Raw genomic sequence first — 25,987 nt, 5'->3', positions numbered from 1 at the left:
GCGACTGGATAGGCGAAGGCCATGATCGATGTGGTGGTGATCGGTGGTGGCCATGCCGGCGTAGAGGCCGCGATGGCCGCAGCGCGATGCGGAGCGCGCGTCGCGTTGGTGACGTTCGACGCCAAGAACCTGGGGATGATGTCCTGCAATCCGTCGATCGGCGGACTCGGCAAGGGGCATATCGTTCGCGAGGTCGACGCCTTCGACGGTATCATGGCACGCGCGGCCGATGCCGCCGCGATCCACCATCGCATGCTGAATCGCAGCAAGGGGGCTGCGGTGCAGGGACCTCGAATTCAGGCGGATAGGCGACGCTATGCGGCAGCGGTGCAGGCGATGGTTGCCAACGAGGCGCGGGTTACCCTCGTCGCTGGTGATGCGGTCGGATTGGTGATCCGGCAGGGATGCACGGCGGGTGTGACGCTCGCGGACGGCAGCGAGATCCTGGCCCGGGCGGTGGTGATCGCAACGGGGACATTCCTGGGCGGTCGGCTGTTCCGGGGGCGGTATCGTGGTGAGGGAGGACGGGTTAGCGAGCGGGCGGCCGGGCCATTGGCGGCTGACCTGCGTGACCTGGACTTGCCGATGGCACGGCTGAAGACGGGGACGCCACCGCGGCTCGATGGGCGGACGATCGACTGGGCCTCGCTCGAGGAACAGCCCTCCGACGCAGACGGCTGGACCATGTCGACGCTGACGAGACAGCGGCGGCTGCCTCAGATCGCGTGCGCGATTACCCGCACGACCGGCGCGACGCACGAGATTATCCGCCGTGCGATCCCCGAATCGCCGCTATTTTCTGGCGCGATCGAGGGGGCAGGGCCGCGCTATTGCCCGTCGATCGAGGACAAGATCCACCGCTTCGGCGATCGGGATGGCCATCAGGTCTTCCTCGAACCAGAGGGACTGGACGACCCGACGGTCTATCCCAATGGCCTGTCCACCTCGATCGACGAGGAAGCGCAGGCCGCGATGCTGGCCACGATCCCGGGGTTGGAGCGGGCGCGGATCACGGTGCCTGGCTATGCGGTCGAGTACGACCATATCGATCCGCGCGCGCTCGATGCCACACTGCGGGTGCAAGCGCTACCGGGGTTGTTCTGCGCCGGGCAGATCAACGGTACAACCGGCTATGAGGAAGCGGCAGGGCAGGGGCTCGTCGCGGGGCTGAATGCGGCGGCTTTGGCCCTGGGCAAGGCGCCCGTGATCCTGGACCGCGCGTCGAGCTATCTCGGCGTGATGATCGACGATCTGGTGCTGCAGGGCGTGACCGAGCCGTATCGCATGCTGACCGCACGCGCCGAGTTCCGGCTGTCGCTGCGCGCCGACAATGCAGAGACGCGGTTGGGAGACATCGCGCGGGCGGCGGGATGCCTCGGGGCGGAGCGAATCGCGCATCTTGATCGGATAGCCGGGGCGCGGAGTGCGTTTCGAGAGCAACTGACGGCGACGCTGACCGCATCGCAGGTCGCTGATGCGGGCGGGCCGGTCAGCCGCGACGGCATGCGCCGGTCGATCTGGGAGTGGCTGCGGTTCGAGGGTGTCGACCTCGCTATGCTCGCGCCCGATGCAGCAACAGGCTTCGATATGGCAGTGGTCGCCGAGGTCATACAGGACGCGCGCTATGCACCTTATCTCGAGCGGCAGGCGGAGGAGGTAGCGCGGCTGCGAGCCGAGGAAGAGCTGCTGTTGGCCGAAGACATCGATTATGCAGCGATACCTGGCCTGTCGAACGAGATGGTCGCGCGGCTCAGCGCTAGCCGCCCGCGGTCTCTTGCTGCGGCGGCCCGGGTGCGGGGTGTGACGCCGGCTGCGCTGTCGGCGGTGCTTCTCCACAGCCGAAAGCTGGCGGCATGACTGAGGACGATGCCCGCGACTGGGTGCGGCAGCGGCTGAGCGAGGAGCAGTTCGCGCGGACCGAACGGTTCGTGGCGCTGGTCATTGCGGAGAACGAGCGGCAAAATCTGATCGCACCGGGTACGATTCCGACAATCTGGTCGAGGCATGTTCTCGACTCACTCCAGCTGCGGGAGTTTGCCGATACCGCTGATGGGGCGTGGCTGGACATCGGGACGGGCGGAGGTTTTCCCGGTATGGTGCTGGCGATCGCTGGTTGCACGCCGATGATGCTGGTTGAGCCACGACGCAGACGCGCGGATTTCCTGCGGGACTGCTTAGCGTGTTTGGGGCTGACCGACGTGAGCGTAGCCGACACGAAGGTCGAACAGGTATCGTGGAAGGCCGATGTGATTACCGCCCGTGCGGTGGCCTCGGTCGAAAAGCTTTTGCTTGCAGCGGCGCATTGCTGCACACCGACAACGCGATGGCTTCTGCCGCGGGGCACCCTAGACGCAGCGCTGTTGTCGAAGCTCTCCTCCCGCAAGCGGGTGTTCCACGTGAAACAAAGCCTTACCCAGTCGGAGTCGGCAATCTTGGTGATCGAGGGTAGCGGACGATGATTACGGTCGCGATCGCCAATCAGAAGGGTGGCGTCGGCAAGACGACCAGCGCCATCAACCTGGGCACCGCATTAGCCGCAACAGGCCAACGGGTGCTGCTGATCGATCTCGATCCGCAGGGCAACGCCTCGACCGGCCTTGGCATCGGCCAATCGCTGCGCGAGAAATCCAGCTACGACGTGCTGATGGGCGAGGCATCAGTGGAAGAGGCGCGGATCGCCACGCGCGTGCCGAATCTGGATCTGATCGCGGCGACTGTGGACTTGTCCGGTGCCGAGATAGAGTTGGTCGAATTCGAGGCGCGCACTCACCGGCTGGATCAGGCGCTGAACGCCGTGAAAGATGGCTGGGAGATCGTGCTGATCGACTGCCCGCCGTCACTGGGGCTGCTGACGATCAACGCGATGGTCGCGTCCGATGCCCTCCTGGTGCCGCTGCAATGTGAGTTCTTCGCGCTGGAGGGACTGTCGCAGCTGTTGAGCACGGTCGAGCGCATCCGCACGCGCTTCAATCCCGGCTTGTCGATCCTGGGCGTGGCGTTGACCATGTACGACCGGCGCAATCGGCTGACCGAGCAGGTGTCGGCCGACGTGCGCGCGGTGCTGGGCAAGGTGGTGTTCGAAACGGTGATCCCGCGCAACGTTCGCCTGTCGGAGGCGCCGAGCCATGGGCTGCCGGCGCTGATCTATGACCATCGCTGCTCGGGGTCGGAGGCCTATATGGCACTGGCACGCGAGATGATCGGGCGCCTGCCGCGAGCTGCGGCGGCGGCAGCGGCATGACCGATATCGGGCGGCGTCCGCGCGGCGGGCTGGGCCGCGGACTGAACGCGCTGCTGGGCGAGATGGCACGCGAGGCACCGGTCAACCCTTCGGCCGAGCAGCCCTCCGGCGTACGGATGCTGCCGGTCAGCGCTCTTGCGCCCCACCCGGACCAGCCGCGCCGCCGCTTCGACGAGGCGATGCTCGACGAACTGGCAGGCTCGATCGCGGCGCGCGGGCTGATTCAGCCCATCGTCGTGCGGCCGCACGGCCACCAGTACCAGATCGTTGCTGGCGAGCGGCGCTGGCGCGCGGCGCAGCGTGCAAAGCTGCAGGAAGTGCCGGTCGTTGTCCGCGAGCTGAGCGATGCCGAGACGCTCGAGATCGCGCTGGTCGAGAACATCCAGCGTCAGGACCTGAACGCAATCGAAGAGGCGCAGGCGTACCAGCGCTTGGCCGGCGAATATGGCCATACCCAGGAAGCGCTGGCCAAGATCGTCCACAAATCGCGCAGCCATGTCGCTAACCTGCTGCGATTGCTGGAACTTCCCGATCCGGTTCAGGCGCAGGTGGTCGATGGCAGCCTGTCGATGGGCCATGCTCGTGCGCTGCTGGGCGCACCGGACGTCGAAGGATTAGCGGGCGAGGTGATCCGTCGCGGCTTGTCGGTACGCGATACCGAGAAACTGGCGCGCGATAGCAAAGCGCCGCGGATCGGTGACGATGGTTCGCCCCGTCCAGGGAGCCGGGGAGGCGCAGGCAAGAGCGCTGGCGCCGATGGCGATATCGCGGCGCTGGAAGGGCAGCTGGCCGACCTGCTGGGGGTCGCCGTGACGATCGCGCACGGCGAGAGGGGCGGGACGCTGTCGCTGGGCTATGCGACGCTCGATCAGCTCGACATGCTGTGTCAGCGGCTGACCGGCGAAGGAATTTAGAGCGTGATCCACCGACACTGAAGCCTCCTCGGCGAGGGCGGGGATCGAGTTGTGTGGATGATGATGAAGCGCGGCACGTCGTCACGACGGCCTTCCCAGCTGGCCCCCGGCCTCCGCCGGGGAGACAGACCGGCTGGTTCAATCCGAGTGGATCACCATCTAGGATGGTTCCCATTCATCGTTAGACGGCAGTCAGGGCGAACGGAGCGTGTTCCGACCGAACACTACTCCTCAATCGAGAGAGGCCGCTGCTGTCGCACGGCGAGGAGGACCGGGGTGGTCAGCCCCTGCGCGCCAAGGCTCGCGCTACGCTCAACACCGCATCCTCCGCCAGCACGGTGCCGGCATTGGCAGGCGCCATGACCGCGCGTTCGGCGGCGCGGACGCGGTCCAGCGCGCGGGCGAGCATCGCCGGGGTCCAGCGGCGCAGGGCACGGCCGGTGGCGGGTTCGTCGCGGAAGAAGACGCGGTGACGCTTCATGACGGCGTCGGCGGCTTCGCCGGCGGCGATCTCGGCACGCATCTCGCCGAGCGCAACCAGGCGCCGGGCGAGTTGGCGGAGCCAGGGGATTGGGGAGATGCCGGCGTCGGACAGACGCGCCAGCTCCTCGGCAAGCTGGTCGGGGCGGCCCTCTACCAGCGCCTCGACCGCGCGGGTCGCCTCGGCCTCGTCAAGGTCGGCGCCGACCGCGTCGATGGCGTCGTGATCCAGATCGTGCGGACGATCGGGCGCGGCGTCCAGGTAGAGGGCCAGCTTGTCGATCTCGCGTGCCATCACGGCGCGGTCACCGCCGCTCGCCGCGACCAGCCGCGCGGCGGTGCCGGGGGCGAGGCGCAGGCCCTGCTCGCCGGCCAGCGTCGCCGCCAGCCGCTCGGCATCCTGCGCGGTGGGGGCGTAGCAGCCGAACGCCATCGCGTGTGGCGAGTCGGTGGCGAGCTTGACGATCTTGGCGGTGGTGCGGACCGTGGGCGCGAGGGCCACGACCGGGTTTGCCGCGCCGTCTGCCTCGAGCAACGCGGCAAGGGCGTTCAGGCTCTCCTCGCCGGTCTGGGTGACGCGGATCCAGCGCGGGTCGCCGAACAGCGACAGCGAGCTGGCCTCATCGGCGAGACGGGCGGGATCACCGCGCAGCGTGGCGCCGTCGAGATCGATGCGCTCCGCTGTGGCACCCATCGCCGTGCCGAGCAGTGCCGCCAGCGCTCCTGCACCGGCTTCGTCGGGGCCGTGGAGCAGATAGAGGCGGACGGTGGGGCGCGGTGCCGACAGCGCCTGGCGGATCTGGTTGGCGCTGGCCTTCACGGCTTTCCGACGACGGGCGTGGGGCTGTCGCTGGGAGTCGGCTGGGGTGGGGGTGGCGTGGGTGCCCGCGCGTAGAGCGCGATGCGCGCGACGATCTCGTCGGCGACGATGGTCGACAGGCGTTCCAGCGCGGTATTCTCGGCCGCGATCGTCGCATATTCGGACTGGACGACATCGATGCCGGCATCGGAACCGGCGGTAGCATCAAGCAGCACGGTATTGTTGCCGCTGGTCAGGTCGACCAGCTGATAACGCGCGCGCAGCACCCGCCGCTCCCGCGTGACACTGTCGTCGCGGCGCACGCCCAGGCCGCTGATCTGATCGTCGAGCCGCACGTCGATGCGATAGCGCGGCGTGCCCTGCGGCGCGCCGAGCCGGTCGCGGAGGGCGTTGCCGACCAGCCAGCCCGCCTTGCCCTGAATCGGGCCGACCTCGACCCCCGACAGGGTGGTGGCGACCGTGCCGTTGCTGCCGCCGGCATAGAGCGGGCGCAGGCCGCAGCCGGGCAGGGCGAGGGCGGCGAGCAGCAGCAGGGGGGCGATGCGCCTCATGCGACGATGTTCACCAGGCGATCGGGGACGACGATCACCTTGCGCGGCGCCTTGCCCTCCAAGGCGCGCACGACCTTGTCGCTGGCGAGCGCGGCGGCCTCAAGCTCCTCGCGCGCGGTGCCCTTGGCGAGGGTCAGCGTGTCGCGCAGCTTGCCGTTGACCTGGACGGCGACGGTGACTTCGTCATCGACCAGCATCGCGGGATCGACCGTCGGCCAGGCGGCATCGGCGATCAGTCCGTCATGGCCAGCCGCGACCCAGGCCTCTTCGGCGACGTGGGGCACCATCGGCGCGACCAGCAGCAGCAGGGTGTGGGCGGCTGCGTGGCGATCGTGCGAGGGTGCGGCCTTCTCGATCGCCGAGGCTAATGTGTAGAGGCGCGCGACCGCCTTGTTGAACTGCAACCCCTCGATATCGCCGGCGACGTCGCGGACGGTGCGGTGGGCGAGCTTGCGCAGGGCCAGGTCGTCCCCCTCGGCCGCCTTGTCGGCAGTGACGATGCGCCACAGGCGCTGGACGAAGCGCCACGACCCCTCGATACCCGCCTCGGACCAGGGCAGGTCGCGCTCGGGCGGGCTGTCGGAGAGCATGAACCAGCGGACAGCGTCGGCGCCGTACTGGTCGACGATCGGCTCAGGATCGACCGTGTTCTTCTTGGATTTCGACATCTTCTCGACCCGGCCGACCGTGACGGGACGACCGGTGGCGGTTTCGATGCCGTTCTCGACCTCTGGCGGCGACAGCCAGCGACCGTCGTCCGACTTATACGTCTCGTGCGTCACCATCCCTTGCGTGAACAGGCCGGCGAACGGCTCCGCCACGTCGAGCTTGCCGATGTGGCGCAGCGCGCGGGTCCAGAAGCGGGCATAGAGCAGGTGGAGGATCGCATGCTCGACCCCGCCGATATACTGGCCGACCGGCAGCCATTCCTCCGCGACGGTGCGGTCGAACGGCCGGTCGTCGGGCTGGCTGGCGAAGCGGATGAAGTACCAGCTGGAATCGACGAAGGTGTCGAGCGTGTCGGTCTCGCGTACCGCGTCGACGCCGCATGACGGGCAGGCGACGTGCTTCCAGGTTGGATGCCGATCGAGCGGGTTGCCGGGGACGGCGAAGGACACATCCTCGGGCAGGACGATCGGCAGCTGGTCGTTGGGCACCGGCACCGGTCCGCAGGCGGCACAGTGGATGATCGGGATCGGCGTGCCCCAGTAGCGCTGGCGGCTGACGCCCCAGTCGCGCAGGCGGAACACGGTGGTGCCGGTGCCCCAGCCCTCACCCTCGGCGCGGGAGATGATGGCGCGCTTGGCGTCGGCGACGTCCATGCCATCGAGGAAATGCGAGTTCACCAGCGCGCCGGGGCCGGTATAGGCCTCGTCACCCACGAACACGGGGTCCTCGTCGGCGCCGTCCGAGACGACGCGGCGGACGGGCAAATCGTACTTCCGTGCGAAATCCAGGTCGCGCTGGTCGTGCGCGGGAACCCCGAAGACCGCGCCGGTGCCATATTCCATCAGCACGAAATTGGCGATGTAGACCGGCAGGCGGACCGCCGGGTCGATCGGATGCTGCGCGGTCAGGCCCGTGTCGAAGCCCAGCTTCTCCTGCGTCTCCAGCTCGGCCGCGGTGGTGCCGCCCTGCTTGCAGCGGGCGACGAAGGCGGCGACCTCCGCATCGCGGGCGGCGAGCGCCTGCGCGATCGGGTGATCGGCCGCGACGGCGACGAAGCTGGCGCCGAAGATCGTGTCGGGGCGGGTGGTGAACACCTCCACCTCGCCGGCATCCGAGAGGCGGAAGCGGAATTGCAGCCCCTGGCTGCGGCCGATCCAGTTCTCCTGCATCAGGCGGACCTTGTCAGGCCAGTCCTTCAGCTCGGCGAGGCCGTCGAGCAGCTCGTCGGCGAAGTCGGTGATGCGCAGGAACCACTGGCTCAGCTTGCGCTTCTCGACCAGCGCGCCCGACCGCCAGCCGCGGCCGTCGATCACCTGCTCGTTGGCGAGGACGGTCATGTCGACCGGATCCCAGTTGACCGAGGATTCCTTGCGATAGACGAGGCCGGCGGCGAACAGGTCGAGGAACAGCGCCTGTTCGTGGCCGTAGTAATCGGGCTCGCAGGTCGCCAGCTCGCGCGTCCAGTCGAGCGCGAAGCCCAGGCGCTTCAGCTGCGCCTTCATCGTCGCGATGTTGGCGCGGGTCCAGCTGCCGGGGTGGACGCCCTTTTCCATCGCGGCATTCTCGGCCGGCATGCCGAACGCGTCCCAGCCCATCGGGTGGAGCACCTCGTGCCCGATCATCCGCCGATAGCGCGCCAGCACGTCGCCCATCGTATAGTTGCGGACATGCCCCATATGGATGCGTCCCGATGGATAGGGAAACATCTCAAGCACATAGGAGCGCGGCTTGGCCGAGTGATCGTCGGCCGCGAAGGTGCGGCGCTCGTCCCAGACCGACTGCCAGTGAGCGTCCGCCTTCAGCGCGTTGTACCGGGTCATCCGCGGGGTCAGCCGGCGATCGAGGACCGGCGCAGGTCGCGGGCGCGGGTGAGGATCAGGTCCTCCAGCTTCTGCGTGGTCGCGGCGGTGACCGGGGCGGTGACCCACTGGCCATTGCGGTTGACCTCGCGCAGGCCCGCCACGCGGACCGCGTCGGCGCGCAGATCCTGGTCGAGAATGGTGACGGTGAACTTCACCCGCTCGCCCGGTGCCTGCGGGTTGGCATACCAGTCGGTGACGATGACGCCGCCGTTCGAGTCGGTCTGGACCAGCGGCATGAACGACAGCGTGTCGAGCGTCGCGCGCCAGAGATACGAATTGACGCCGATCGTCGTCACCTTCGAAGCGGCGAGATCGCCCTTGGGCCGGTCGCCCTTGCCCGCGCAGGCGGTCAGCGAGAGAAGAACGGCCATCCCGAGCAGGGGAATCGAACGGCGGAACATGGGCGGATAATCCTGCGGCAGAGGGCGACGTCCGGCCTGTACCGCCCCGACCGTGAACCGGCAAGCGCAGGCGCCGGACGCGAGGGCGGAGGCAAATTGTCCGACCTGTGGGAACTCGGCAACACACGCGCAAAATTGCCCGACCGGCATGGTGCGCGAGGATCGATCGGTGCTAGACGCGGTTCGGGGTTGAGGATGGATCGGAGCGGGACGTTGAACGCTGGGCGCTGGATGATCGGGATCGCTGGGGGGGCACTGGTTGCCGCCGCCGCTCTCGTCGCGCCCGCCTTCGGCGCGATCGACCGTCCTTCGCACCAGGCCGTCAAGCCCGCGCCGCGCGCGGTCGGCGGCTTTACGCCCGCATCTGGCGATCCGCGTCTGGCGGCACTGCTGGCGCGCGGCGGGTTCGAGGGCAGCGCCTTCCGCTTCACGCCGGCCGAGTCGCGCCGCGACTCGCGGGCGGTGACCGTTGCAGTCCGCGCGCGGACGACGCGCGGGGTCGCTAACCGGACCGCCGTGGCGAGCGACGCGACCACCGGAATCGCGCCGATCGCCTATAATCTGGGCGTCGCGGTCGGTTGGAAGCGGTTCGCGATCGCCAGCGACGTGAGCCGCGTCGATATGGCCGCCCAGCCGGGTAGCCGCGAGTCGGCCGATGTCGCGCTCAGCTACACGGCGCCGCGCTGGAGCGGCCGCGTGAAGGCGGAGGCGGATCGTCCGACCGGCACGACGCCGCGTCTGGTCACCGACCTGCCGGGTTATTCGGTCGATCTGGGCGGTTCCTATTCGCTGACGCGCAACCTGGATGTGACCGCGGGCGTCCGTTATCGCGCCGATCGCGACCGCCTGACCCAGATCGACCAGCGGCGCGACAGCCAGGCGGTCTATGTGGGCACTGCCTTCCGCTTCTGATCGCGTGGGGCGGCGATGACCGCTCTGACGTCATGATCCGCCGGGTCGGGCTGATCGGCTATGGCTATGCCGGCAGGACCTTTCACGCACCGTTGTTGGCGGCCGATCCGGGGCTGACGCTGGTCCGGGTCGCGTCGCGTAACGCGGACGCGGTGCGGGCGGACTGGCCGGAAGCGGCGGTCGATGCCGATCCGGTGGCGGTGGCGACTGCCGACGATGTCGATCTGGTGGTGATCGCGTCGCCCAATGACAGCCACGCGCCGCTTGCCCGGGCCGCGCTGACCGCGGGCAAGCATGTCGTGGTCGACAAGCCCTTCACGCTCAACCTGACCGAAGCACGGGGGCTGATCGCGCTGGCCGCAGCGCGAGGCCGCCTGCTGTCCGTGTTCCACAACCGGCGCTGGGACAGCGACTATCTGAGTGTCAGGGCGGCGATCGAGGCGGGGCTGGTCGGCAGGGCGGTGCATCTGGAGTCGCATTTCGACCGGTTCCGCCCCACCGTGCGGCAGCGCTGGCGCGAGGGGGCGGGGCCGGGTGCGGGCGTGTGGTTCGACCTGGGGCCGCATCTGGTCGATCAGGCGCTGCAACTGTTCGGGCTACCCGATGGCGTCACCGCCTCGCTCGCGATGCAGCGCGACGGGGCGCTGGCCGCCGACTGGGCGCATGTCGTGCTCGATTATGGCACGCGGCGGGCGGTGCTGCACGCGAGCATGCTGGTGGCGGGCGGCTCGCCGCGGTTCGTGGTGCATGGCGACCGGGGCAGCGTGCTGAAGCGCGCCGGCGACCGGCAGGAAGCGCAGCTGCTCGCGGGGATGCGGCCGGGAGCGGCGGGCTGGGGCAAGGATGACGACCCGCTGCTGGTGCATGCCGGGGATGGCGGGGTCACGGAGCAGGAGGCGCACAGGGGCGACCAGCGCGGTTACTATGCCGGGATCGCGGCGGCATTGCGGGGCGATGGGCCCAATCCGGTGCCCCCGCTCGAGGCGCTGGCGGTGATGGCGGTGATCGAGGCGGCGGCGAACGCGGCCGCAACCGGGCGCAGGGTGGGGCTGGACCTGACGGCAGCGGAGCGGGCCGGGTTTACCAGCCAGTAAGTTACAACAGATCGTCATCCCCGCGAAGGCGGGGATCCAGAGCCGCTAACGCCGGTGCTTTAGCGCCATTTGCGATCACGACTGAGCACCCCTCCCCTTCAGGGGAGAGGCCGGGGGTGGGGCGTATCCGCAGGCGCGCCACCCGGGGAGGCGCCCCACCCCAACCCCTCCCCTAAAGGGGAGGGGCTCGATGCGTGCAGTCCTGATCGCATTTTCCTCTAGCCGTGACCTCAGCGTTTATGGATCCCCGCCTTCGCGGGGATGACGGACATTGAGCAATGCACTTAGCGCCACGCGTCGATCGCAGCCCAGCCGGTGAAGCCGAGCGCACGCACGCGGCGATAGCGGCGGGGGGTCATGCCACCGAGGGCGATCATCGGCAGGCCGGTGTCGCGGCCGATCCTCGCCAAGCGCGCCGGGCCGGTCGGCGCGGCGCCGGGGTGCGAGCGGGTGGCGAAGGCAGGCGACAGGAACAGCAGGCGCGCGCCGGCACGGCGGGCGGCCAGCGCCTGCCGCCGGTCGTGCGCGGGCCAGCTCGTCGCGCCCCGGATCCGACCGTGCAGGCCAGCGGCGCCAGGGAGCGGCGGGTTGCTGGCCAAGAGTAACAGGCGCCGCGCCGCGGCGATGCGGCGGACGCGCAGGAACAGCGCGCGCCGCTCCGCCGGCGGGGTGGCATGGTGGCGGAAGACGACGCCCGCACCCGGCGGAAGTGCGCGTAAGCTCGTCCATAGCGCGTCGCCTGCGCGCTCGTCGGTCATCAGCCAGCACTCGGGGTAGGCGTGCGCCATCGCCTTCGCCTATAGCGCGCGCATGGACGAACAGGACAGTGCCGGCCGGCTGGCCGCGATCCGCGACCGCATCGGCCGCGCCGCAAAGCTCGCCGGCCGCGAGGCGGCCGCGGTGACGCTCGTCGCAGTCAGCAAGACGCAAGAGGCAGAGGCGATCGAGCCACTGCTCGCCGCCGGCCAGCGCGTGTTCGGTGAAAATCGCGTGCAGGAGGCGGAGGCGAAATGGCCGGCGCTGCGCGCGCGCTATCCGGACGTGGTGCTGCACCTGGTCGGGCAGCTTCAATCGAACAAGGCCGGTGATGCGGTGGCGCTGTTCGACGCGATCCACTCGGTCGACCGCCCGTCGCTGGTGACCGCGCTGGCCGCGGCGATGGCGAAGGGCGGGCGGCGGCCGGAGTGCTTCGTACAGGTCAATATCGGTGATGAGGCGCAGAAGGGCGGCTGCGCGGTCGCCGATCTGCCCGCCTTGCTGGCGCAGGCGCGAGAGGCCGGGCTGCCGGTCGTCGGGCTGATGGCAGTGCCGCCGGCCGAGGTCGAGCCGGCGCCCTATTTCGCGCTGCTTGCCAAGCTGGCGCGCGATCATGGCCTGACCCGGCTGAGCATGGGCATGTCGGGCGACATGGACACGGCGGTGACGCTGGGCGCGACCGAGGTGCGGGTCGGCACCGCGCTGTTCGGGGCGCGGGCGTGACGTTTCGGCCGCAGGCGATCCTGTTCGACTTCGACGGAGTGCTGGTCGAGAGCGAGGAGGCGGGCAACCGCCACGTCGCCGAGTGGCTGACCGAAGCCGGGCATCCCACGACGCCGATCGATGCGATGACGCACTTCATGGGCCTGTCGGGTGCGGAGTTCATCGGTGCGATCGAGCGCCGGATCGGCGCACCGATGCCGGCGGGGTTCGCCGCGGCGCGCGAGATCGAGAACGAGCGTGCACTGCGCGAGGGCGTGGGCGAGGTGGCGGGTGCGGTCGCCTTCGTCCGGGCGCTGCCCGCCGACCTGCCGCGCGCGATCGTCTCGTCGAGCCGCACGCCGTGGATCGAGGCGCACCTGCGCCATATCGGCCTGCGGGATGCGTTCGGCGACCATCTCTATTCCGGGCAGGAGCATGTCGCGCACGGCAAGCCGGCGCCCGACCTGTACCTCCATGCCGCCGACCGGCTGGGCGTAGAGATCGGCGACTGTGCGATCATCGAGGACTCGCCGGTCGGGGTCACGGGTGCGGCAAAGACCGGCGCGTTCGTGATCGGGCTGTGCGCGGGGCGGCACTGCGCGACGGATCATGGCGTGCGGCTGCGGGCGCTGGGTGCCGATGTGGTGGCGGCGGATTTCGCCGCGGTGGCAGGGGTGTTGGGCTTGGTGGCTTAGGGCCGAACGACATTCAGCATCGCAGGCTTCGGAAAGGCCTGTCGTCATTCCCGCGCAGGCGGGAATCCAGACGCGCTGAGGCGGCTTGTAGAGCCGCACCGTCGGAGGTTCTGGATCCCCGCCTGCGCGGGGATGACGAAACATGGGCTGCCACGCCGAATGTCGATCGGCCCTAGCATCCCGCTCGTGCTCCCGCACCGGCGGGAGCCCAGGCCTTTCACGCGACGATCATGGCTCTCCGAGGCACTGGGTTCCCGCCCGCGCGGGAACACGGAGGAAGGGCCTACGCCGTCTCCAGCGCCTCGCTCGCCTCCAGCCACTTCACCTCGACCGCATCGAGCTTGGTCTGCACCTCGGCGCGGCGCTTGGACAGGTCGCTCATCGACAGGCGGCTGAAGCGTGGTTCGGCACCGGCGGGGTCGGCCATGGCGCGGTCGAGGGCGTTGCGCTCGGTGGTCAGGCGGGCGGTGTCGGCCTCCAGCTCGCGGATCGTCTTGCGGAGCGCAGCCTCGCGGTCGCGGGCATCGGCGGCGGCCTTCTTGCCGGCCTTGCGCTCCGCCTTGCTGGCGCCGGGCGCGGCGCTGTCGCCCTTCAGGACGAAGCCGATATAATCGTCGAGGCTGCCGTCGAACTCGCCCGCCTGGCCGCCATCGACCAGCACGAGGCGGTCGGCGGTCATCTCCAGCATATGACGGTCGTGGCTGACGACGACGACCGCGCCGGTATAGTCGTTCAGCGCCTGGACCAGCGCTTCGCGCGCGTCGACGTCGAGATGGTTGGTCGGCTCGTCGAGGATCAGCAGGTGCGGTGCGTCGCGGGTGATGAGCGCGAGGGCGAGGCGCGCCTTCTCGCCGCCCGACATCTTGCCGACCATCGTCGTCGCCTTGTCACCCGAGAAGCCGAACCGGCCGAGCTGGGCGCGCACCGCGGCGGGGGTCGCGCCCTTCATCGTGCGGGTCATATGTTCCAGCGGCGTGTCGCTGCTGTCCAGTTCCTCGACCTGATACTGGGTGAAATAGCCGACCTTCATCTTGCCCGACGCCGCCATTTCCCCCGCCATCGGCGTGAGTTGGGCGGCGAGCAGGCGGGCCAATGTGGTCTTGCCATTGCCGTTTCTTCCAAGCAGCGCGATGCGGTCGTCGGGGTCGACGCGCAGGTTCAGGCGCTTGAGGATCGGCGTCTCGCCATAGCCGACGGTCGCCATGTCGAGGGTGATGAGCGGCGGGCGCAGCTCGGTGGGATTGGGAAAGCCGAACGACAGCGTCGGGTCGTTGTACGCCTCCGCGATCGGCTGGAGTTTCGCCAGCATCTTCTGGCGGCTCTGCGCCTGTTTGGCGGTCGAGGCGCGGGCCGAGTTCTTGGCGATATAGGCCTGCAGCTTCTCGCGCTGCACCGCCTGGTTGGCGCGTGCCGCCTCCTGCTGGGCGAGCCGCTCGGCGCGCTGGCGTTCGAAGGCGTCGTAGCCGCCGGGGTAGAGCGTCAGCTTGCCGGCCTGGAGGTGGAGGATGTGGTCGACGACGTTGTTGAGGAAGTCGCGCTCGTGGCTGACCAGCAGGATGGTGGCGCGGTAGCCCTTCAGGAAATCCTCGAGCCAGAGGACGGCTTCGAGGTCGAGATGGTTCGACGGCTCGTCGAGGAGCAGCACGTCGGGCTGCGAGAAGAGCAGAGCGGCGAGCGCCACGCGCATCTTCCACCCGCCCGAGAAGCTGTCGAGCGGGCGCTGCTGCATGTCGTCGTCGAAGCCGAGGCCGACGAGGATCCGCGCGGCGCGGGCGGGAGCGGCCCAGGCATCGATCGCGAGCAGGCGTTCGTGGATGTCGCCGAGGCGGTCCATGTCCTCGCACGTCTCGGTTTCGAGCAGCAGCGCGGCGCGCTCGGTGTCGGCGGCAAGGACGGTGTCGAACGGCGTGGCCTCGCCCGAGGGTGCCTCCTGCGCGATATAGCCGAGGCGGCTGCCGCGCGGCATCTCGGCGGCGCCGTCGTCGGGGTCCAACATGCCCGCAACCACCCGGACCAAAGTAGATTTGCCCGCACCATTGCGGCCGATCAGGCCGACGCGGCTGCCCGGCGGCAGCGAGGCCGACGCGCCGTCGAGGATCGTGCGGCCGCCGAGGCGCACGGTGATGCCGTTGAGATTGAGCATGGGCGCGCCCTTAGCAGCGATGGCGCCGCTTGTCTCCGGGCGGAAAAGCCCCAAGTCGAGGGGCATGTACGGCGAGGATGTTCCGCTACGCCAGCGTATCGGCCCGGCGGCGCTGACCGCCACGGTGGTGGCGGCGATCGGCTGGGTGCTGGCGAGCGGGCTGGGCGTGGCGCGGACGGCGGCGGTGCAGGAGGCGCTGGCGACGTTCGACGTGCTGCCCCGGCCCGAGCCGCCGGTGCGCGTGGTGCCCAAGCGCCAGCGCAGCCATCGGCCGGAAGGACGCGCGGCGCCGCCGGGGTTGCGATCGCAGGCGACGGAGGTCGTGGCGGTCCGAACGGTCGTCCCGCCGCCGCCGGTGATCGCGGCGCCGGTGGCGGGCACCGGCAGCGCGGCGACGCAGGGCGCGGCGGAACGGCCCGGACCGGGACCGGGCGCAGGCGGCATCGGCGACGGGCGGGGCAGCGGCGGGGACGGCGACGGCGATGGCGGCGAGGGCTATGAGACCGAGCCGCACTGGCTGCGCGGGCGGCTGAGCTTCAAGGACGGCTGGGACGTCGCGGGGGATGCGGTGATCGGGCGCTCGATCAGTGTCCGGTGCACGCTGACCGTCAGGGAACGGCTGACGGGGTGTGTCGCGGCGCGGTCGAGCGGCATAGCGGCGCTGGATGCGCGGGTGTTCGAATTGATCGAGCGCCGCTTCCGCTACTCGCCATGGCTGGACGCGCGGGGGCGGCCGGTCGAGTCGACGGTCCTGATCGACCAGGCTTGGGATGGCGAGCGGTAGGGGTGTAGACCGGATGGGGTGGCGGGGGTGTCGCCCACTTGTATACACCTCCAGGTCCATTACCGTCGCCAAGATGAAGGAAACAGTGGACACCACGGCGCGATTTGCGGCGATAAGTTACACGCTCGTCATTGCGACCTTGGTATGGTTCACCTTCGCATTCTTTGGGTTCGACCTTGGCGGTGATGTTGGCGGGCCGATTGTGTTCGCTTTATTCGCGCTATCTCCGATACCTGTCTGCATTTTCTGTTTTCGGAGAGATTAGCGGACGTTCCGCTCTCCACCACGTCCCGTCAGTCAATCGCCAAACGTCTCATTCACCCCGCCGCGCCCGCTCCCCGAAATAGTCGCCCGCGTTCCAGGTCGGGGCGGCGTCGGCGTCGGCGATGCGGCGGAGGATTTCGGTGTTGAGGCGGGCGAAGAGGGGGGCGCTGGACCACTCGATCGGTTGGGTGAGGTCGTCGCGCGGCGTGTGGTATGTCGATTTCGCGAAGGCGCGCTGTTTCTGGTCGCTGCCGCCGCTGGGGCCGGCCTTTAGCGAAAGGGCGGGGATGCCGGCCAGCGCGAAGCTGAACTGGTCGGAGCGGGCGAAGCGGCCCTGCTCGGGTTCCCAGTCGGTGGCGACGGTCAGGCCGTTGGCCTGCGCCGCCGCCGCGGCGATGCGGCCGAGGGTGGAACGGTCGCCGCCGTGCGCGACGACGTCCCGCAGCGGTGACAGCAGCACGGGCATGTCGAGGTTGAGGTCGGCGACGATGCGCGCGCCGGCGGGCACGGGCGGGTGGGCGACCAGATAGTCGCTGCCGAGCAGCCCTTTTTCCTCGCCGGTCAGCGCGACGAACAGGATCGGACGGCGGGGGCGGATGCCGGCGGCCTGGAAGCGGCGCGCCACGTCGAGCATCAGCGCGACGCCCACCGCATTGTCCTGCGCGCCATTGGCGATGCGGTCGCTGCCGTCCGGGCCGGGGACGATGCCCAGGTGATCGAGATGGGCGGACATGACGACATATTCGCGCGCGAGCTTAGGGTCGCTGCCGGGGAGCAGGCCGACGACGTTGCCGCTGGCGCGCCGCTCGGTCCGGGCGGCGGCGGTGTAGCGGAGGGTGGTGGCGAGCGGGCCGGTGGGGAGGGGGCCGCCCGCCTCCTCCGCCTTGACGATGGCCGGGAGCGAGAGGCGGGCGCCGGCGAAGAGCTTCGCGGCACCGGCGGTGGTGACGGTGGCGAGGGCGGGTGCGCCCTCGTCGCGAGGGGTGCCGTCGGGTGCCAGCCAGAGGGTGCGGCCGATGCGCCACCCCTGCTCCGCCGCCGCGGCGAACTCGGCGGGCGGGAAGTCGGTGGTGACGTAGATCACCCCGACCGCGCCATGCGCGGCGGCGGTGCGGGCGCGGCGGCTCATGTCGCCGACCACGGCGGCGACCGGGCGGGGCAGGCCGGCGGGGACGCCGCGCATCATCACCACGATCGCGCCCTTCGCATCGAGCCCCTTATAGTCGTCGCGGCCGAGCACGGGATCGACGATGCCATAGCCGGCGAAGACCAGCCGCCCCTCGATCGTGCGGCGAACCGCTGCGGCGGCAGGCGCGGCGATGACCGGCGCGCCGCCATAGTCGGTGCCGAAGACGAGCGGCGTCGCGGCGGCACCCTTCACCAGTACCAGGGCGGGACGGGTGGCGGCGACGGCACGGCCGAGCGCGACCGGCTGGAGCCACTGGCCGGCGGCACCCGGGGTGAGGCCGGCAGCGGTCATGCGCGAGACGACATATTCGGCGGCGACGTCGAAGTCGTTGGTGCCGGCCTCTCGGCCACGAAGCGCGTCGGCGGCGAGGAAGCCGACATCGGCGCGGATGGGGGCTTCTTCGGGCGGGATGGTCTGGCTGGTGGCAGCGGCTGGCAGGGCCAGGAACGGCGCGAGCAGCAGCGACAGGATGTGCGAACGCATGGCTGAGATCCCCCGGTGCCGCACAGTGCCGGCGCGGCGAGGATAGAGTGTCGTGGTGTCGGCGCAAGGCGGGGGAACACGCGAAACCGCTTGACAGCGTCACGCTATCTGTGTACAAAACAGGAACATCGAGATGGTGTGAACGGGCCGGAGCGGTTCGGGGAAGCGGGGCTTCTCCGGGCGGTTTTCCGGCCCTTTTCGCGTCCGGTGGATGCGGGGGCGCGGGGGAGAGCGGCATGGGCGGGGCGATGGGGAACGGGGCGGAGCCGGACGGACGGGAACCGGGCGGGGTAGAACCGGATGCGGAGGCGATGCCGGCGCGCGGGGATCGCGACCGCCGCGGATGGCGGTTGCGGCGCGACGGGCTGACCGCGGCCAAGCGGGCGCGGTTCCTGGCGGTGCTGGCGGAAACCAGCAATGTCGAGCGCGCCGCCCATGCCGCCATGGCAGGAAGGGACTCCTTCTATCGCCTGCGCGACCGCGATGCGGCGTTCGATGCGGCATGGCGGCAGGCGCTGGCGCATGGATATGACGCGGTCGAGGCCGAGCTGCTGGCGGTGGCGCGCGGCGAAGCGGGGGGCGCAGGCGGCTTCGATCCCGCCCTGGCGGTGACGGTGCTGAAGCGGCGCGACGCGGCCGCGGCCGGGGGCAGCGGCTACGGCAAGAGCGCGCAGGTCGCGCATGTGCCGATCCGGCGGGTGTGGGACGAGATCGAGCGACGGCTGGCGCTGGTGGCGCGCCGGATGGGGGGCAGCTGATGGCGGAGGCAGAGGAGGAGGATGCCGGCGCCGACCTGGCGGGGCTGCGCGACGCGGTGGAGCGGCTGGCGATGCTGGCGCCGGCGGATCGCCGGTCGGTGGTGGAGCGGATGCCGCGCGGGATGGCGCGGACGCTGCACGACTGCTGGCCGCTCTGGGCGCATCCGGGGCAGTTGCCGGAGCGGACCGACTGGGACCTGTGGCTGATCCGGGCGGGGCGCGGCTTCGGCAAGACGCGGGCGGGGTCGGAATGGGTGCAGGCCTATGCCCGTGCCAACGTGACGGCGCGGATCGCGCTGGTCGGAGGGTCGATCGACGACGTGCGGCAGGTGATGGTCGAGGGACCGTCCGGGCTGCTCGCCACTGCATGGCACGGCGAGGCGATCGTGTGGCGCCGCGATGCGGGAGAGGTGCATTTCGCATCGGGAGCCAAGGCGTTCGTCTATTCGGCGAGTGCGCCGGACAAGCTGCGCGGGCCCGAGCATCATGCGGCGTGGTGTGACGAGCTGGCCAAGTGGCGCTGGGGCGATGCGACGTGGGACAATCTGATGCTGGGCCTCAGGCTGGGCGAGCGGCCGCAGGTGGTGGTGACGACGACGCCGCAGCCGACCGTGCTGATGCGGCGGGTGATGGCGACGCCGGGCGCGGTCGAGACGCGCGGGCGGACGGCGGACAATCTGCACCTGTCGGCCGGGGTGCGGGCGCGGTACGAGGCGATGTATGCCGGATCGCGGCTGGGCCGGCAGGAGCTGGACGGCGAGTTGGTCGAGGACCTGGCCGACGCGCTGTGGACGCGCGCGCTGCTGGAGCGGCAGCGGGTTGCGGCGGCGCCGGCCCTTGTCCGGGTGGTCGTCGGGGTCGATCCGCCCGCCGGGTCGGCCAGGGACGATGGGGGCGACGCGTGCGGGATCGTCTGCGTGGCGCTGGGCGAGGACGGGCACGGCTATGTCGTCGAGGATGCGAGCGTGAGCGGGCAGAGCCCCGAGGGCTGGGCGCGGGCGGTGGCGGCGTGCGCGGAGCGGCTGGGCGCGGACCGGGTCGTCGTGGAGAAGAACCAAGGCGGCGACATGGTCGAGAGCGTGCTGCGCGCGGTGGCGCCGACCCTGCCGATCCGGCTGGTCCATGCGGTGCGGGCCAAGGGCGCGCGGGCGGAGCCGGTGGCGGCACTTTATGAGGCGAAGCGGGTGTTTCATGTCGGGAACTTCGCGGCGCTGGAGGACGAGCTGTGTGGCATGACCCCGGCTGGGTACCGGGGTGCGAGCCGGTCGCCGGACCGGGCGGATGCGCTGGTCTGGGCGGTGGCGGCGCTGATGCTGGGGCGGACGGTCGAGGTGGGGGTGCGGGCGGTGGGGTGAGGCTGAGCGCTCGCTTCGCAGGCCCGTCCCCCGGCGAAGGCCGGGGCCCAGGTGGGGGACGTTCGCACCTCCATCGCTGAAGCCGTTCCAACTGGGCCCCGGCCTTCGCCGGGGAACGGAAGATCAGGAGACAAGCAGATGAAATTGTTCGGTCGAAAGGCCGGGCGCGAGCAGTCGCGTCCGGCGCTTGCGGGGGCGGTGTCGCGGTCGGGGGTGCCGATCCTGAGCGCCTGGCCGCGATCCTATGAAGCGCAGGTGCGGGAGAGTTACGCCGGCAACGCCGTGGCGCAGCGTGCGGTGCGGGTGGTGGCGGACACGCTGGCCGGTGCGCCGCTGGAGGGGTCGGACCCGGCGCTGGTGGCGCTGGCGACGGCACGGTCGGGGGGACAGGCGCTGCTGGCGACGGTGGCGGCGCACCTGCTGCTCCACGGCAATGCCTATCTCCAGGTGCTGCGCGATGCCGAGGGCGAGGTGGCCGAGCTGTACGCGCTCAGGCCCGAGCGGGTCGCGGTGGAGACCGACGCGGGCGGCTGGCCGGCGGCGTACCGGTACAAGGTGGGCGAGCGGGTGGTGCGGCTGGCGGCCGGTCCGGAGCGACCGGCGGTGATCCATATCAGGAGCTTCAATCCGCTCGACGATCATTACGGGCAGGGGTGCCTGGGTGCGGCGGCGGGGGCGGTGGCGATCCACAATGCGGCGGCGCGCTGGGCGAAGGGGCTGCTCGACAATGCGGCGCGGCCCTCGGGCGCACTGGTCTATGACCCGGGCGACGGATCGGCACTGTCGAGTGCGCAGTACGAGCGGCTGAAGGCGGAGCTGGATGCGTTCTCGGGCGCGGGCAATGCCGGGCGGCCGATGCTGCTGGAAGGGGGGCTGAAGTGGCAGGCGCTGAGCCTGTCGCCGGCCGAGCTGGACTTTGCCGGGACCAAGGCGGCGGCGGCGCGCGAGATCGCGCTGGCGTTCGGGGTGCCGCCGATGCTGCTCGGGCTGCCGGGCGACGCGACCTACGCGAACTATCGCGAGGCGGGGCGGGCGCTGTGGCGGATGACGGTGCTGCCGCTGGCGGACGAGGTGCTCACGAGCATCGCGCAGGGGCTGTCGGGCTGGTTCGAGGGCGCGCGGCTGGCGGTCAATCTCGACCGGGTGACGGTGCTGGCCGAGGAGCGCGCCTTGCAGTGGCAGGCGATCGGCGGTGCTGACTTCCTGACCGGGGAGGAGAAGCGCGGGCTTCTCGGGCTGGTATGAGCGGCGAGGTGCTGGCGCAGCTGATGGCGGCGGGGGTGCGCGAGGGCGCGGCGCTGGTGACGCTGCGCGCGATCGCCGAGGAGGCGGGCGAGCTGGGGGCGAGCCGGGCGATGACCCGGCTGGGACTGGCCGACGAGCGGGCGCAGGCGGACCTGGCGGAGTTGCGCGACCTGCTGGGCGCGTGGCGCGACGCCAAGACGTCGGCGTGGAAGGCGCTTGGGAAGGCCGGCGTGCAGTGGGTCGTGCGGGCGGCGGCGGCGGGGCTGCTCGCGCTGCTGGCGGTGCGGCTGGGGCTGGAGGACCTGCTGCGATGAGGATCGAGGGATATGCGGCGGTGTTCGACCGGGTCGACCGGGCGGGCGACGTGTTCCGGCGCGGCGCGTTCGCGGGCGTCGGGGCGGTGCCGCTGCTGTGGGGGCATCGCGGTGCGCCTGTGGGGGCGATCGAGGCGATCGGGGAGGATGACCGCGGCTTGCGGATCACGGCCACGGTCACGGCGCAAGAGCCGGCGCGGCTGGTGCGGGCGGGGGCGCTTGCCGGGCTGTCGGTGGGATACCGGGCGCTGGTCGTGCGGCAGGGGGCCAGGCGCGAGCTGGTGCGGGTGGCGCTGGCCGAGGTGAGCCTGGTGGCGGTGCCGATGCAGGCGATGGCGCGGGTGACGCGGGTTTTCTGACGAACCGGATCCTCCCCTGGCAGGGGAGATGGCGCGCGAGCGCCGGAGGGGTGTCGCGGCTGGCGAGGGAGCGGACGGTTTCGTTCCGCGACACCCCTCCGTCAGGCCTGCGGCCTGCCACCTCCCCCGCCGGGGGAGGAGTGTTCAACATGAGGAGAAGACGATGGACGTGGTCGAGCGGCCGGCGCTGGATGGAGCGCGGGCGAATGACAGGGATATGGGCTTCGGACAGTTCGTGCGGACGGGCACGGTCATGGAGATGAAGGCGTTTACCGGGGTGACGGGGGCGGAGGGCGGCTATGCCGTTCCGCGCGAGATCGATGCGGCGATCGACCGGCTGCTGGTATCGACCTCGCCGATCCGCAGCATCGCCAATGTGGTGAAGGTCGGGAGTGCCGGATACCGCAAGCTGGTGACCAGTGGCGGCACGCCGTCGGGCTGGGCGACGGAAGCCGGCGCGCGGCCGACGACCGCGTCGCCGGTGTTCCAGGAGATCGCGCCGCCATCGGGCGAGCTGTACGCCAACCCAAGCGCCAGCCAGGCGATGCTGGACGATGCGGCGTTCGACGTCGAGGAGTGGCTGGCGGGTGAGATCGCGGCGGAGTTCGCGCGGGCCGAGGGGCAGGCGTTCGTCAACGGCAACGGCGTCAACCGGCCCAAGGGCTTCCTGACCGGGCCGGTGACCGCGGAGGCGGACGCGGTGCGCGCGTTCGGGACCATGCAGTATCTGGCATCGGGCGCGGCGGGGGACTTCGCCGCCAACCCGGACGCGCGGCTGATCGACCTGGTCCACAGCCTGCGCGCGCCGTACCGGCAGGGGGCGTGCTTCGTGATGAACGCCGCGACGCTGGCGCGCATCCGCAAGTTCAAGACGGCGGACGGCGCGTTCGTGTGGCAGCCGGGGCTATCGCAGGCGCAGCCGCAGACGCTGCTCGGCTATCCGGTGGTCGAGGCGGAGGACATGCCCGACATCGCGGCGAACAGCCTGTCGGTGGCGTTCGGCAATTTCCGCCTGGGCTACCTGATCGCGGAGCGGAGCGAGACGGCGATCCTGCGCGATCCCTACTCGAACAAGCCGTTCGTCAGCTTCTACGCGAACAAGCGGATCGGTGGCGCGGTGATGAATGCCGAGGCGATCAAGGTGATGAAGTTCAGCGCCAGCTGATGGGCTTTGCTCCCCTCCCCTTCAGGGGAGGGGCCAGGGGGTGGGGTGTCGCCGCGAGCGCGGCGCCCCTGGTGACGCCCCACCCCAACCCCTCCCCTGAAGGGGAGGGGCTTATCGAGGAGATGACATGACCGAAGGGGCGGTGGTCGCGGCTGCGGTGGCGGCGGCGAAGGGATTGTTGCGGCTGGAGGGGACGGCGGAGGACGCCGTGCTGACCCGGCTGGTGAACGGGGCGATCGAGGCGGGGGAGGTGTATTGCGGGGTGCGCTTCACCGAACGGACAGTGGAGGCGGCGCTGACCGGCACCGGCGACTGGCAGGCGCTGGCAGAGCGGCCGGTCGTCGCGATCACAGGCGTCGCCGCGACCGGGGGCGGGGCGCTGGCGGTGGATGCCCATGCGGTCGACATCGAGGGCGGGCTGGGGCGGGTGCGGGTGCCGGCGGGGATGCAGGTGCTGGTGACGTACCGGGCGGGGCTGGCGCCGCGGTGGACGGCGATGCCCGCGGGCGTGGCGCATGGCGTGGTCCTGCTGGCGGTGCACTGGTTCGAGAATCGCGGCGCCGACGCCATGCCGCCGGCGGCGGTCGTCGCCCTGTGGCGACCGTACCGGCGGCTGAGGATCGGCCGGTGAGCGCCCGCGAACAGTCCATGGGGGTGAGTGCGCGCGAGGTGCTGGTCGCTGCGGTGGCGGCGCGGTTGAAGCCGCTGCCGCTGACCGTGTTCGACGCGGCGCCGGTGCGCGGGAGCGTGCCGCACGCGGTGGTCGAGGAGCCGGTGCTGACCGACTGGAGCGCGACGGGCTTTCGCGGATGCGAGGGGCGGCTGGTGGTGACGCTCCACGACGAGGGCGAGCGGCCGGTGCGGCTGCGCGGACTGCTGGCGTCGGTGGAGGACGCGGTGCCGGGGATCGCGCCGGTGCTGGGCAGGGGGTGGCGGGTGGCGCAGCTGCGGCTGGCGCGAAGCCGGCTGGCGATGGTGGCGGCAGGTAGGTGGCGCGGGACGGCGGAGTTCGTCGTGCGGATGTACCGCGAGGATGCGTGACGGAAACGAGGGGAAAGAGCGATGATCGAGCGGGGAAGCGCGTTTCTGTTGAAGATCGGCGACGGCGCACAGGTGCCGGCGTTCGCGACGGTGGCGGGACTGCGGACGACACAGCTGTCGATCAACGGCGAGGCGGTGGTGGTGACGAACAAGGATTCGGGCGGCTGGCGGCAGCTGCTGTCGGGCGCCGGGGTGCGCAGCGTCAGCGTGTCGGGCGCGGGAGTGTTCACGGGATCGGCGGCGGAGGCGCGGATGCGCGGGCATGCGCTGGCCGGGACGATCGACGACTACCGGCTGAGCTTCGAAGGGGGCGAGGCGATGACCGGGCGGTTCCTGGTGTCGCGGCTGGACTATGCCGGCGATTTCAACGGCGAGCGGTCCTACACCCTGTCGCTGGAGAGCAGCGGCCAGGTGGTGGCGGCATGACGGCCAATGCCGTGAGGGGCGAGGCGGCGCTGCGGGTGAACGGCGAGGCGCTGGTGCTGCGGCCGAGCTTTGCCGCGCTGGTCGCGGCCGAGGCGGAGCTTGGTCCGCTGTTCGCGCTGGTCGAGCGGGCGGCGGAGGGGCGGCTGGCGCTGACGGAGCTGGCCGGGCTGTTCTGGCACTGCGTCCATGAGCGGCCCGGCTGGCTCACGCGGGAGGTACTGGGCGAGGCACTGGTCGCGGGCGGACTGGCGGCGGCGACGCCGGTGCTGCGCGTGCTGATGGGCCAGGTCCTGAGCGGACGATGAGGTTCGCGGAGGGCGCGGCCCGGCTGGCGGGGTTCGCGGGCGCGGTGCTGGGCTGGTCGCCCGACGCGTTCTGGCGAGCCACGCCGGCCGAGCTGGCGGCGGTGGTGGAGGCGCTGAGCGGCGTGGAGGCGGGCGGCGAGCCGCCCGACGCGGCGACGCTGGCGCGGTTGAGGGAGGCATTTCCCGATGGATGACGAGTTCGACCGGCGGCTGGTGGAGGTACGTGCGGATACCGCCGGCTTTGCCCGCGACGTGGCGCTGATGCGCGAGACGCTGGACGGAGGGCTGGGCCAGGGTGCGGCACGGGCGGGGCGGGCAATCGAAACCTCGCTGCTGGCAGCGGTGCGGAGCGGGCGGCTGGGGTTCGAGGAGCTGCGCGGCGTGGCGCTGAAGGCGCTCGACCAGATCGCGGCGGCGGGATTGCGCGCCGGGATCGATGCGGTGGCGGGCGGTGGCGGCGGGCTGGGCGGCCTGCTGGCGCGGCTGTTGGGGGCGCCGGGGCGGGCGACCGGCGGGCCGGTCGTCGGCGGGCGCGCCTATACGGTCGGGGAGCGGGGGCCGGAGCTGTTCGTGCCCGCGTCCTCCGGGCGGATCGAGCCGGCGGTGGCGGCTGGTGCGCGCGAGGTGCGGGTGGCGATCACCGTGCAGGCCGCGGGGGCCGGGGAGGCGGCGGGGGTGCTGGCGCAGTCGTCGCGGCAGGTGGCCCGCGCGGTGAAGGCGGCGCTGGAGGGATAGCCTCTACTGTCCGTTATCACGGCGGATGCCGGAACCCATGGTTGCGGGCGGCTGGTGTGGCGCGCCGTCGTCGGGTTCGCCGTGTCCGTGGGTCCCGGCTTTCGCAGGGATGACGAAAGGGGGCCGGCGTCCGCGCTGGAGCCGGGTTGAGAGGTTGGGCGGGCTGGTACGTCAGCACGTCCGCCATTCCCGCGGAGGCGGGAATCCAGAGACGCTGCCGTGGCGGTAAAGCTGTGAGTTCAGCGTGTCTGGATCCCGGCTTTCGCCGGGATGACGGAGGGGGGCGGGCGTCCCTGCTGGAGCCGGGATGAGAGATTGGGCGGG

28 protein-coding genes are annotated in these 25,987 nt (G+C 70.9%); 21 read left to right on the top strand and 7 right to left on the bottom strand.

The window, feature by feature from the left end:
• Positions 1-21: 21 nt before the first annotated feature.
• Genes mnmG through Q5H91_RS11340 form a run of 4 tightly spaced genes read left to right on the top strand, consistent with a single transcriptional unit; the run spans position 22 to position 4,155 of the window.
• Positions 22-1,857, top strand: coding sequence for a tRNA uridine-5-carboxymethylaminomethyl(34) synthesis enzyme MnmG (mnmG, locus tag Q5H91_RS11355; protein ID WP_305173521.1), 1,836 nt, complete (start codon positions 22-24; stop codon positions 1,855-1,857).
• Positions 1,854-2,459 carry a 16S rRNA (guanine(527)-N(7))-methyltransferase RsmG gene (gene rsmG / locus Q5H91_RS11350; protein WP_305173520.1) on the top strand — a complete coding sequence of 202 codons (606 nt, stop codon included), beginning with the start codon at positions 1,854-1,856 and terminating at the stop codon, positions 2,457-2,459. Before mnmG ends, rsmG begins: the two co-directional genes overlap by 4 nt.
• The gene (locus tag Q5H91_RS11345) at positions 2,456-3,241 is read left to right on the top strand and encodes a ParA family protein (protein ID WP_305173519.1); all 786 of its coding nucleotides are present in this window, start codon (positions 2,456-2,458) and stop codon (positions 3,239-3,241) included. Before rsmG ends, Q5H91_RS11345 begins: the two co-directional genes overlap by 4 nt.
• Positions 3,238-4,155, top strand: a complete 918-nt coding sequence (locus Q5H91_RS11340) for a ParB/RepB/Spo0J family partition protein (protein ID WP_305173518.1) — start codon at positions 3,238-3,240, stop codon at positions 4,153-4,155. Before Q5H91_RS11345 ends, Q5H91_RS11340 begins: the two co-directional genes overlap by 4 nt.
• A gap of 280 nt (positions 4,156-4,435) precedes the next feature.
• Here Q5H91_RS11340 and holA read toward each other — a convergent pair whose 3' ends face one another.
• The 4 genes from holA to Q5H91_RS11320 are packed head-to-tail and all read right to left on the bottom strand — an operon-like array spanning position 4,436 to position 8,938.
• Complete coding sequence (gene holA, locus Q5H91_RS11335; protein ID WP_305173517.1) at positions 4,436-5,455, bottom strand: DNA polymerase III subunit delta; 1,020 nt, start codon at positions 5,453-5,455, stop codon at positions 4,436-4,438.
• A complete protein-coding gene (lptE, locus tag Q5H91_RS11330; RefSeq protein ID WP_305173516.1) occupies positions 5,452-6,006 on the bottom strand; it encodes an LPS assembly lipoprotein LptE in 555 nt (184 codons plus the stop codon). The genes holA and lptE overlap by 4 nt, the downstream gene beginning before the upstream one ends.
• Positions 6,003-8,495, bottom strand: coding sequence for a leucine--tRNA ligase (gene leuS / locus Q5H91_RS11325; RefSeq protein ID WP_305173515.1), 2,493 nt, complete (start codon positions 8,493-8,495; stop codon positions 6,003-6,005). Before leuS ends, lptE begins: the two co-directional genes overlap by 4 nt.
• 8 nt (positions 8,496-8,503) lie before the next feature.
• Positions 8,504-8,938 (bottom strand): DUF3576 domain-containing protein, encoded by a 435-nt coding sequence (locus Q5H91_RS11320; RefSeq protein ID WP_305173514.1) that lies wholly within the window; start codon positions 8,936-8,938, stop codon positions 8,504-8,506.
• 231 nt (positions 8,939-9,169) lie between these two features.
• On the opposite strand from Q5H91_RS11320, the gene Q5H91_RS11315 reads away from it, so the two are divergent.
• Positions 9,170-9,850 (top strand): hypothetical protein, encoded by a 681-nt coding sequence (locus Q5H91_RS11315; RefSeq protein ID WP_305173513.1) that lies wholly within the window; start codon positions 9,170-9,172, stop codon positions 9,848-9,850.
• 32 nt (positions 9,851-9,882) lie between these two features.
• Positions 9,883-10,944: an oxidoreductase gene (locus tag Q5H91_RS11310; protein ID WP_305173512.1), complete on the top strand. Its 1,062-nt coding sequence runs from the start codon at positions 9,883-9,885 to the stop codon at positions 10,942-10,944.
• A 284-nt stretch (positions 10,945-11,228) separates the two neighbouring features.
• On the opposite strand, the gene Q5H91_RS11305 is transcribed toward Q5H91_RS11310, so the two are convergent.
• The gene (locus Q5H91_RS11305; RefSeq protein ID WP_305173511.1) at positions 11,229-11,732 is read right to left on the bottom strand and encodes a thiamine phosphate synthase; all 504 of its coding nucleotides are present in this window, start codon (positions 11,730-11,732) and stop codon (positions 11,229-11,231) included.
• Positions 11,733-11,754: 22 nt separating this feature from the next.
• On the opposite strand from Q5H91_RS11305, the gene Q5H91_RS11300 reads away from it, so the two are divergent.
• Together Q5H91_RS11300 and Q5H91_RS11295 are read left to right on the top strand one after the other, a co-directional pair.
• Entirely contained in the window at positions 11,755-12,423 is a 669-nt protein-coding gene (locus Q5H91_RS11300; RefSeq protein WP_305173510.1) for a YggS family pyridoxal phosphate-dependent enzyme, read from the top strand.
• On the top strand, positions 12,420-13,097 hold the full coding sequence (locus Q5H91_RS11295; protein ID WP_305173509.1) for an HAD family hydrolase: 678 nt from the start codon (positions 12,420-12,422) through the stop codon (positions 13,095-13,097). The genes Q5H91_RS11300 and Q5H91_RS11295 overlap by 4 nt, the downstream gene beginning before the upstream one ends.
• A gap of 283 nt (positions 13,098-13,380) precedes the next feature.
• Here the strand turns inward: Q5H91_RS11295 and Q5H91_RS11290 are convergent, their stop codons facing one another.
• Positions 13,381-15,240 (bottom strand): ABC-F family ATP-binding cassette domain-containing protein, encoded by a 1,860-nt coding sequence (locus Q5H91_RS11290; protein WP_305173508.1) that lies wholly within the window; start codon positions 15,238-15,240, stop codon positions 13,381-13,383.
• Positions 15,241-15,304: 64 nt separating this feature from the next.
• On the opposite strand from Q5H91_RS11290, the gene Q5H91_RS11285 reads away from it, so the two are divergent.
• Positions 15,305-16,024 carry an energy transducer TonB gene (locus Q5H91_RS11285; protein ID WP_305173507.1) on the top strand — a complete coding sequence of 240 codons (720 nt, stop codon included), beginning with the start codon at positions 15,305-15,307 and terminating at the stop codon, positions 16,022-16,024.
• A 313-nt stretch (positions 16,025-16,337) separates the two neighbouring features.
• Here the strand turns inward: Q5H91_RS11285 and Q5H91_RS11280 are convergent, their stop codons facing one another.
• Positions 16,338-17,960: a M20/M25/M40 family metallo-hydrolase gene (locus tag Q5H91_RS11280; protein ID WP_305173506.1), complete on the bottom strand. Its 1,623-nt coding sequence runs from the start codon at positions 17,958-17,960 to the stop codon at positions 16,338-16,340.
• A gap of 236 nt (positions 17,961-18,196) precedes the next feature.
• On the opposite strand from Q5H91_RS11280, the gene Q5H91_RS11275 reads away from it, so the two are divergent.
• The 12 genes from Q5H91_RS11275 to Q5H91_RS11220 all read left to right on the top strand — a co-directional run bounded on the left by Q5H91_RS11275 (position 18,197) and on the right by Q5H91_RS11220 (position 25,663).
• A complete protein-coding gene (locus tag Q5H91_RS11275) occupies positions 18,197-18,718 on the top strand; it encodes a hypothetical protein (protein WP_305173505.1) in 522 nt (173 codons plus the stop codon).
• Positions 18,718-20,073, top strand: coding sequence for a DNA-packaging protein (locus tag Q5H91_RS11270; RefSeq protein ID WP_305173504.1), 1,356 nt, complete (start codon positions 18,718-18,720; stop codon positions 20,071-20,073). Before Q5H91_RS11275 ends, Q5H91_RS11270 begins: the two co-directional genes overlap by 1 nt.
• A gap of 138 nt (positions 20,074-20,211) precedes the next feature.
• Positions 20,212-21,318, top strand: a complete 1,107-nt coding sequence (locus tag Q5H91_RS11265; RefSeq protein ID WP_305173503.1) for a phage portal protein — start codon at positions 20,212-20,214, stop codon at positions 21,316-21,318.
• Entirely contained in the window at positions 21,315-21,632 is a 318-nt protein-coding gene (locus tag Q5H91_RS11260; RefSeq protein WP_305173502.1) for a DUF6127 family protein, read from the top strand. Before Q5H91_RS11265 ends, Q5H91_RS11260 begins: the two co-directional genes overlap by 4 nt.
• Entirely contained in the window at positions 21,629-21,991 is a 363-nt protein-coding gene (locus Q5H91_RS11255; RefSeq protein ID WP_305173501.1) for an HK97 family phage prohead protease, read from the top strand. Before Q5H91_RS11260 ends, Q5H91_RS11255 begins: the two co-directional genes overlap by 4 nt.
• Before the next feature lie 163 nt (positions 21,992-22,154).
• Positions 22,155-23,156, top strand: a complete 1,002-nt coding sequence (locus Q5H91_RS11250; RefSeq protein ID WP_305173500.1) for a phage major capsid protein — start codon at positions 22,155-22,157, stop codon at positions 23,154-23,156.
• 127 nt (positions 23,157-23,283) lie between these two features.
• Complete coding sequence (locus Q5H91_RS11245) at positions 23,284-23,787, top strand: head-tail connector protein (RefSeq protein WP_305173499.1); 504 nt, start codon at positions 23,284-23,286, stop codon at positions 23,785-23,787.
• Complete coding sequence (gp17, locus tag Q5H91_RS11240) at positions 23,784-24,197, top strand: tail completion protein gp17 (RefSeq protein WP_305173498.1); 414 nt, start codon at positions 23,784-23,786, stop codon at positions 24,195-24,197. Before Q5H91_RS11245 ends, gp17 begins: the two co-directional genes overlap by 4 nt.
• 21 nt (positions 24,198-24,218) lie before the next feature.
• Entirely contained in the window at positions 24,219-24,623 is a 405-nt protein-coding gene (locus Q5H91_RS11235; RefSeq protein ID WP_305173497.1) for a phage major tail protein, TP901-1 family, read from the top strand.
• Positions 24,620-24,928, top strand: a complete 309-nt coding sequence (locus Q5H91_RS11230; RefSeq protein WP_305173496.1) for a GTA-gp10 family protein — start codon at positions 24,620-24,622, stop codon at positions 24,926-24,928. The genes Q5H91_RS11235 and Q5H91_RS11230 overlap by 4 nt, the downstream gene beginning before the upstream one ends.
• Complete coding sequence (locus Q5H91_RS11225; protein ID WP_305173495.1) at positions 24,925-25,122, top strand: phage tail assembly chaperone; 198 nt, start codon at positions 24,925-24,927, stop codon at positions 25,120-25,122. Before Q5H91_RS11230 ends, Q5H91_RS11225 begins: the two co-directional genes overlap by 4 nt.
• Entirely contained in the window at positions 25,115-25,663 is a 549-nt protein-coding gene (locus tag Q5H91_RS11220; protein WP_305173494.1) for a tail tape measure protein, read from the top strand. Before Q5H91_RS11225 ends, Q5H91_RS11220 begins: the two co-directional genes overlap by 8 nt.
• Positions 25,664-25,987 lie beyond the last annotated feature (324 nt).

The sequence above is a fragment of the Sphingomonas aurea genome (assembly GCF_030678875.1).
In the GTDB taxonomy this organism is placed as follows: domain Bacteria; phylum Pseudomonadota; class Alphaproteobacteria; order Sphingomonadales; family Sphingomonadaceae; genus Sphingomonas; species Sphingomonas aurea.
The sequence above is the reverse complement of the archived record's forward strand: the minus strand, read 5'-3'. Positions and strand labels throughout refer to the sequence as shown.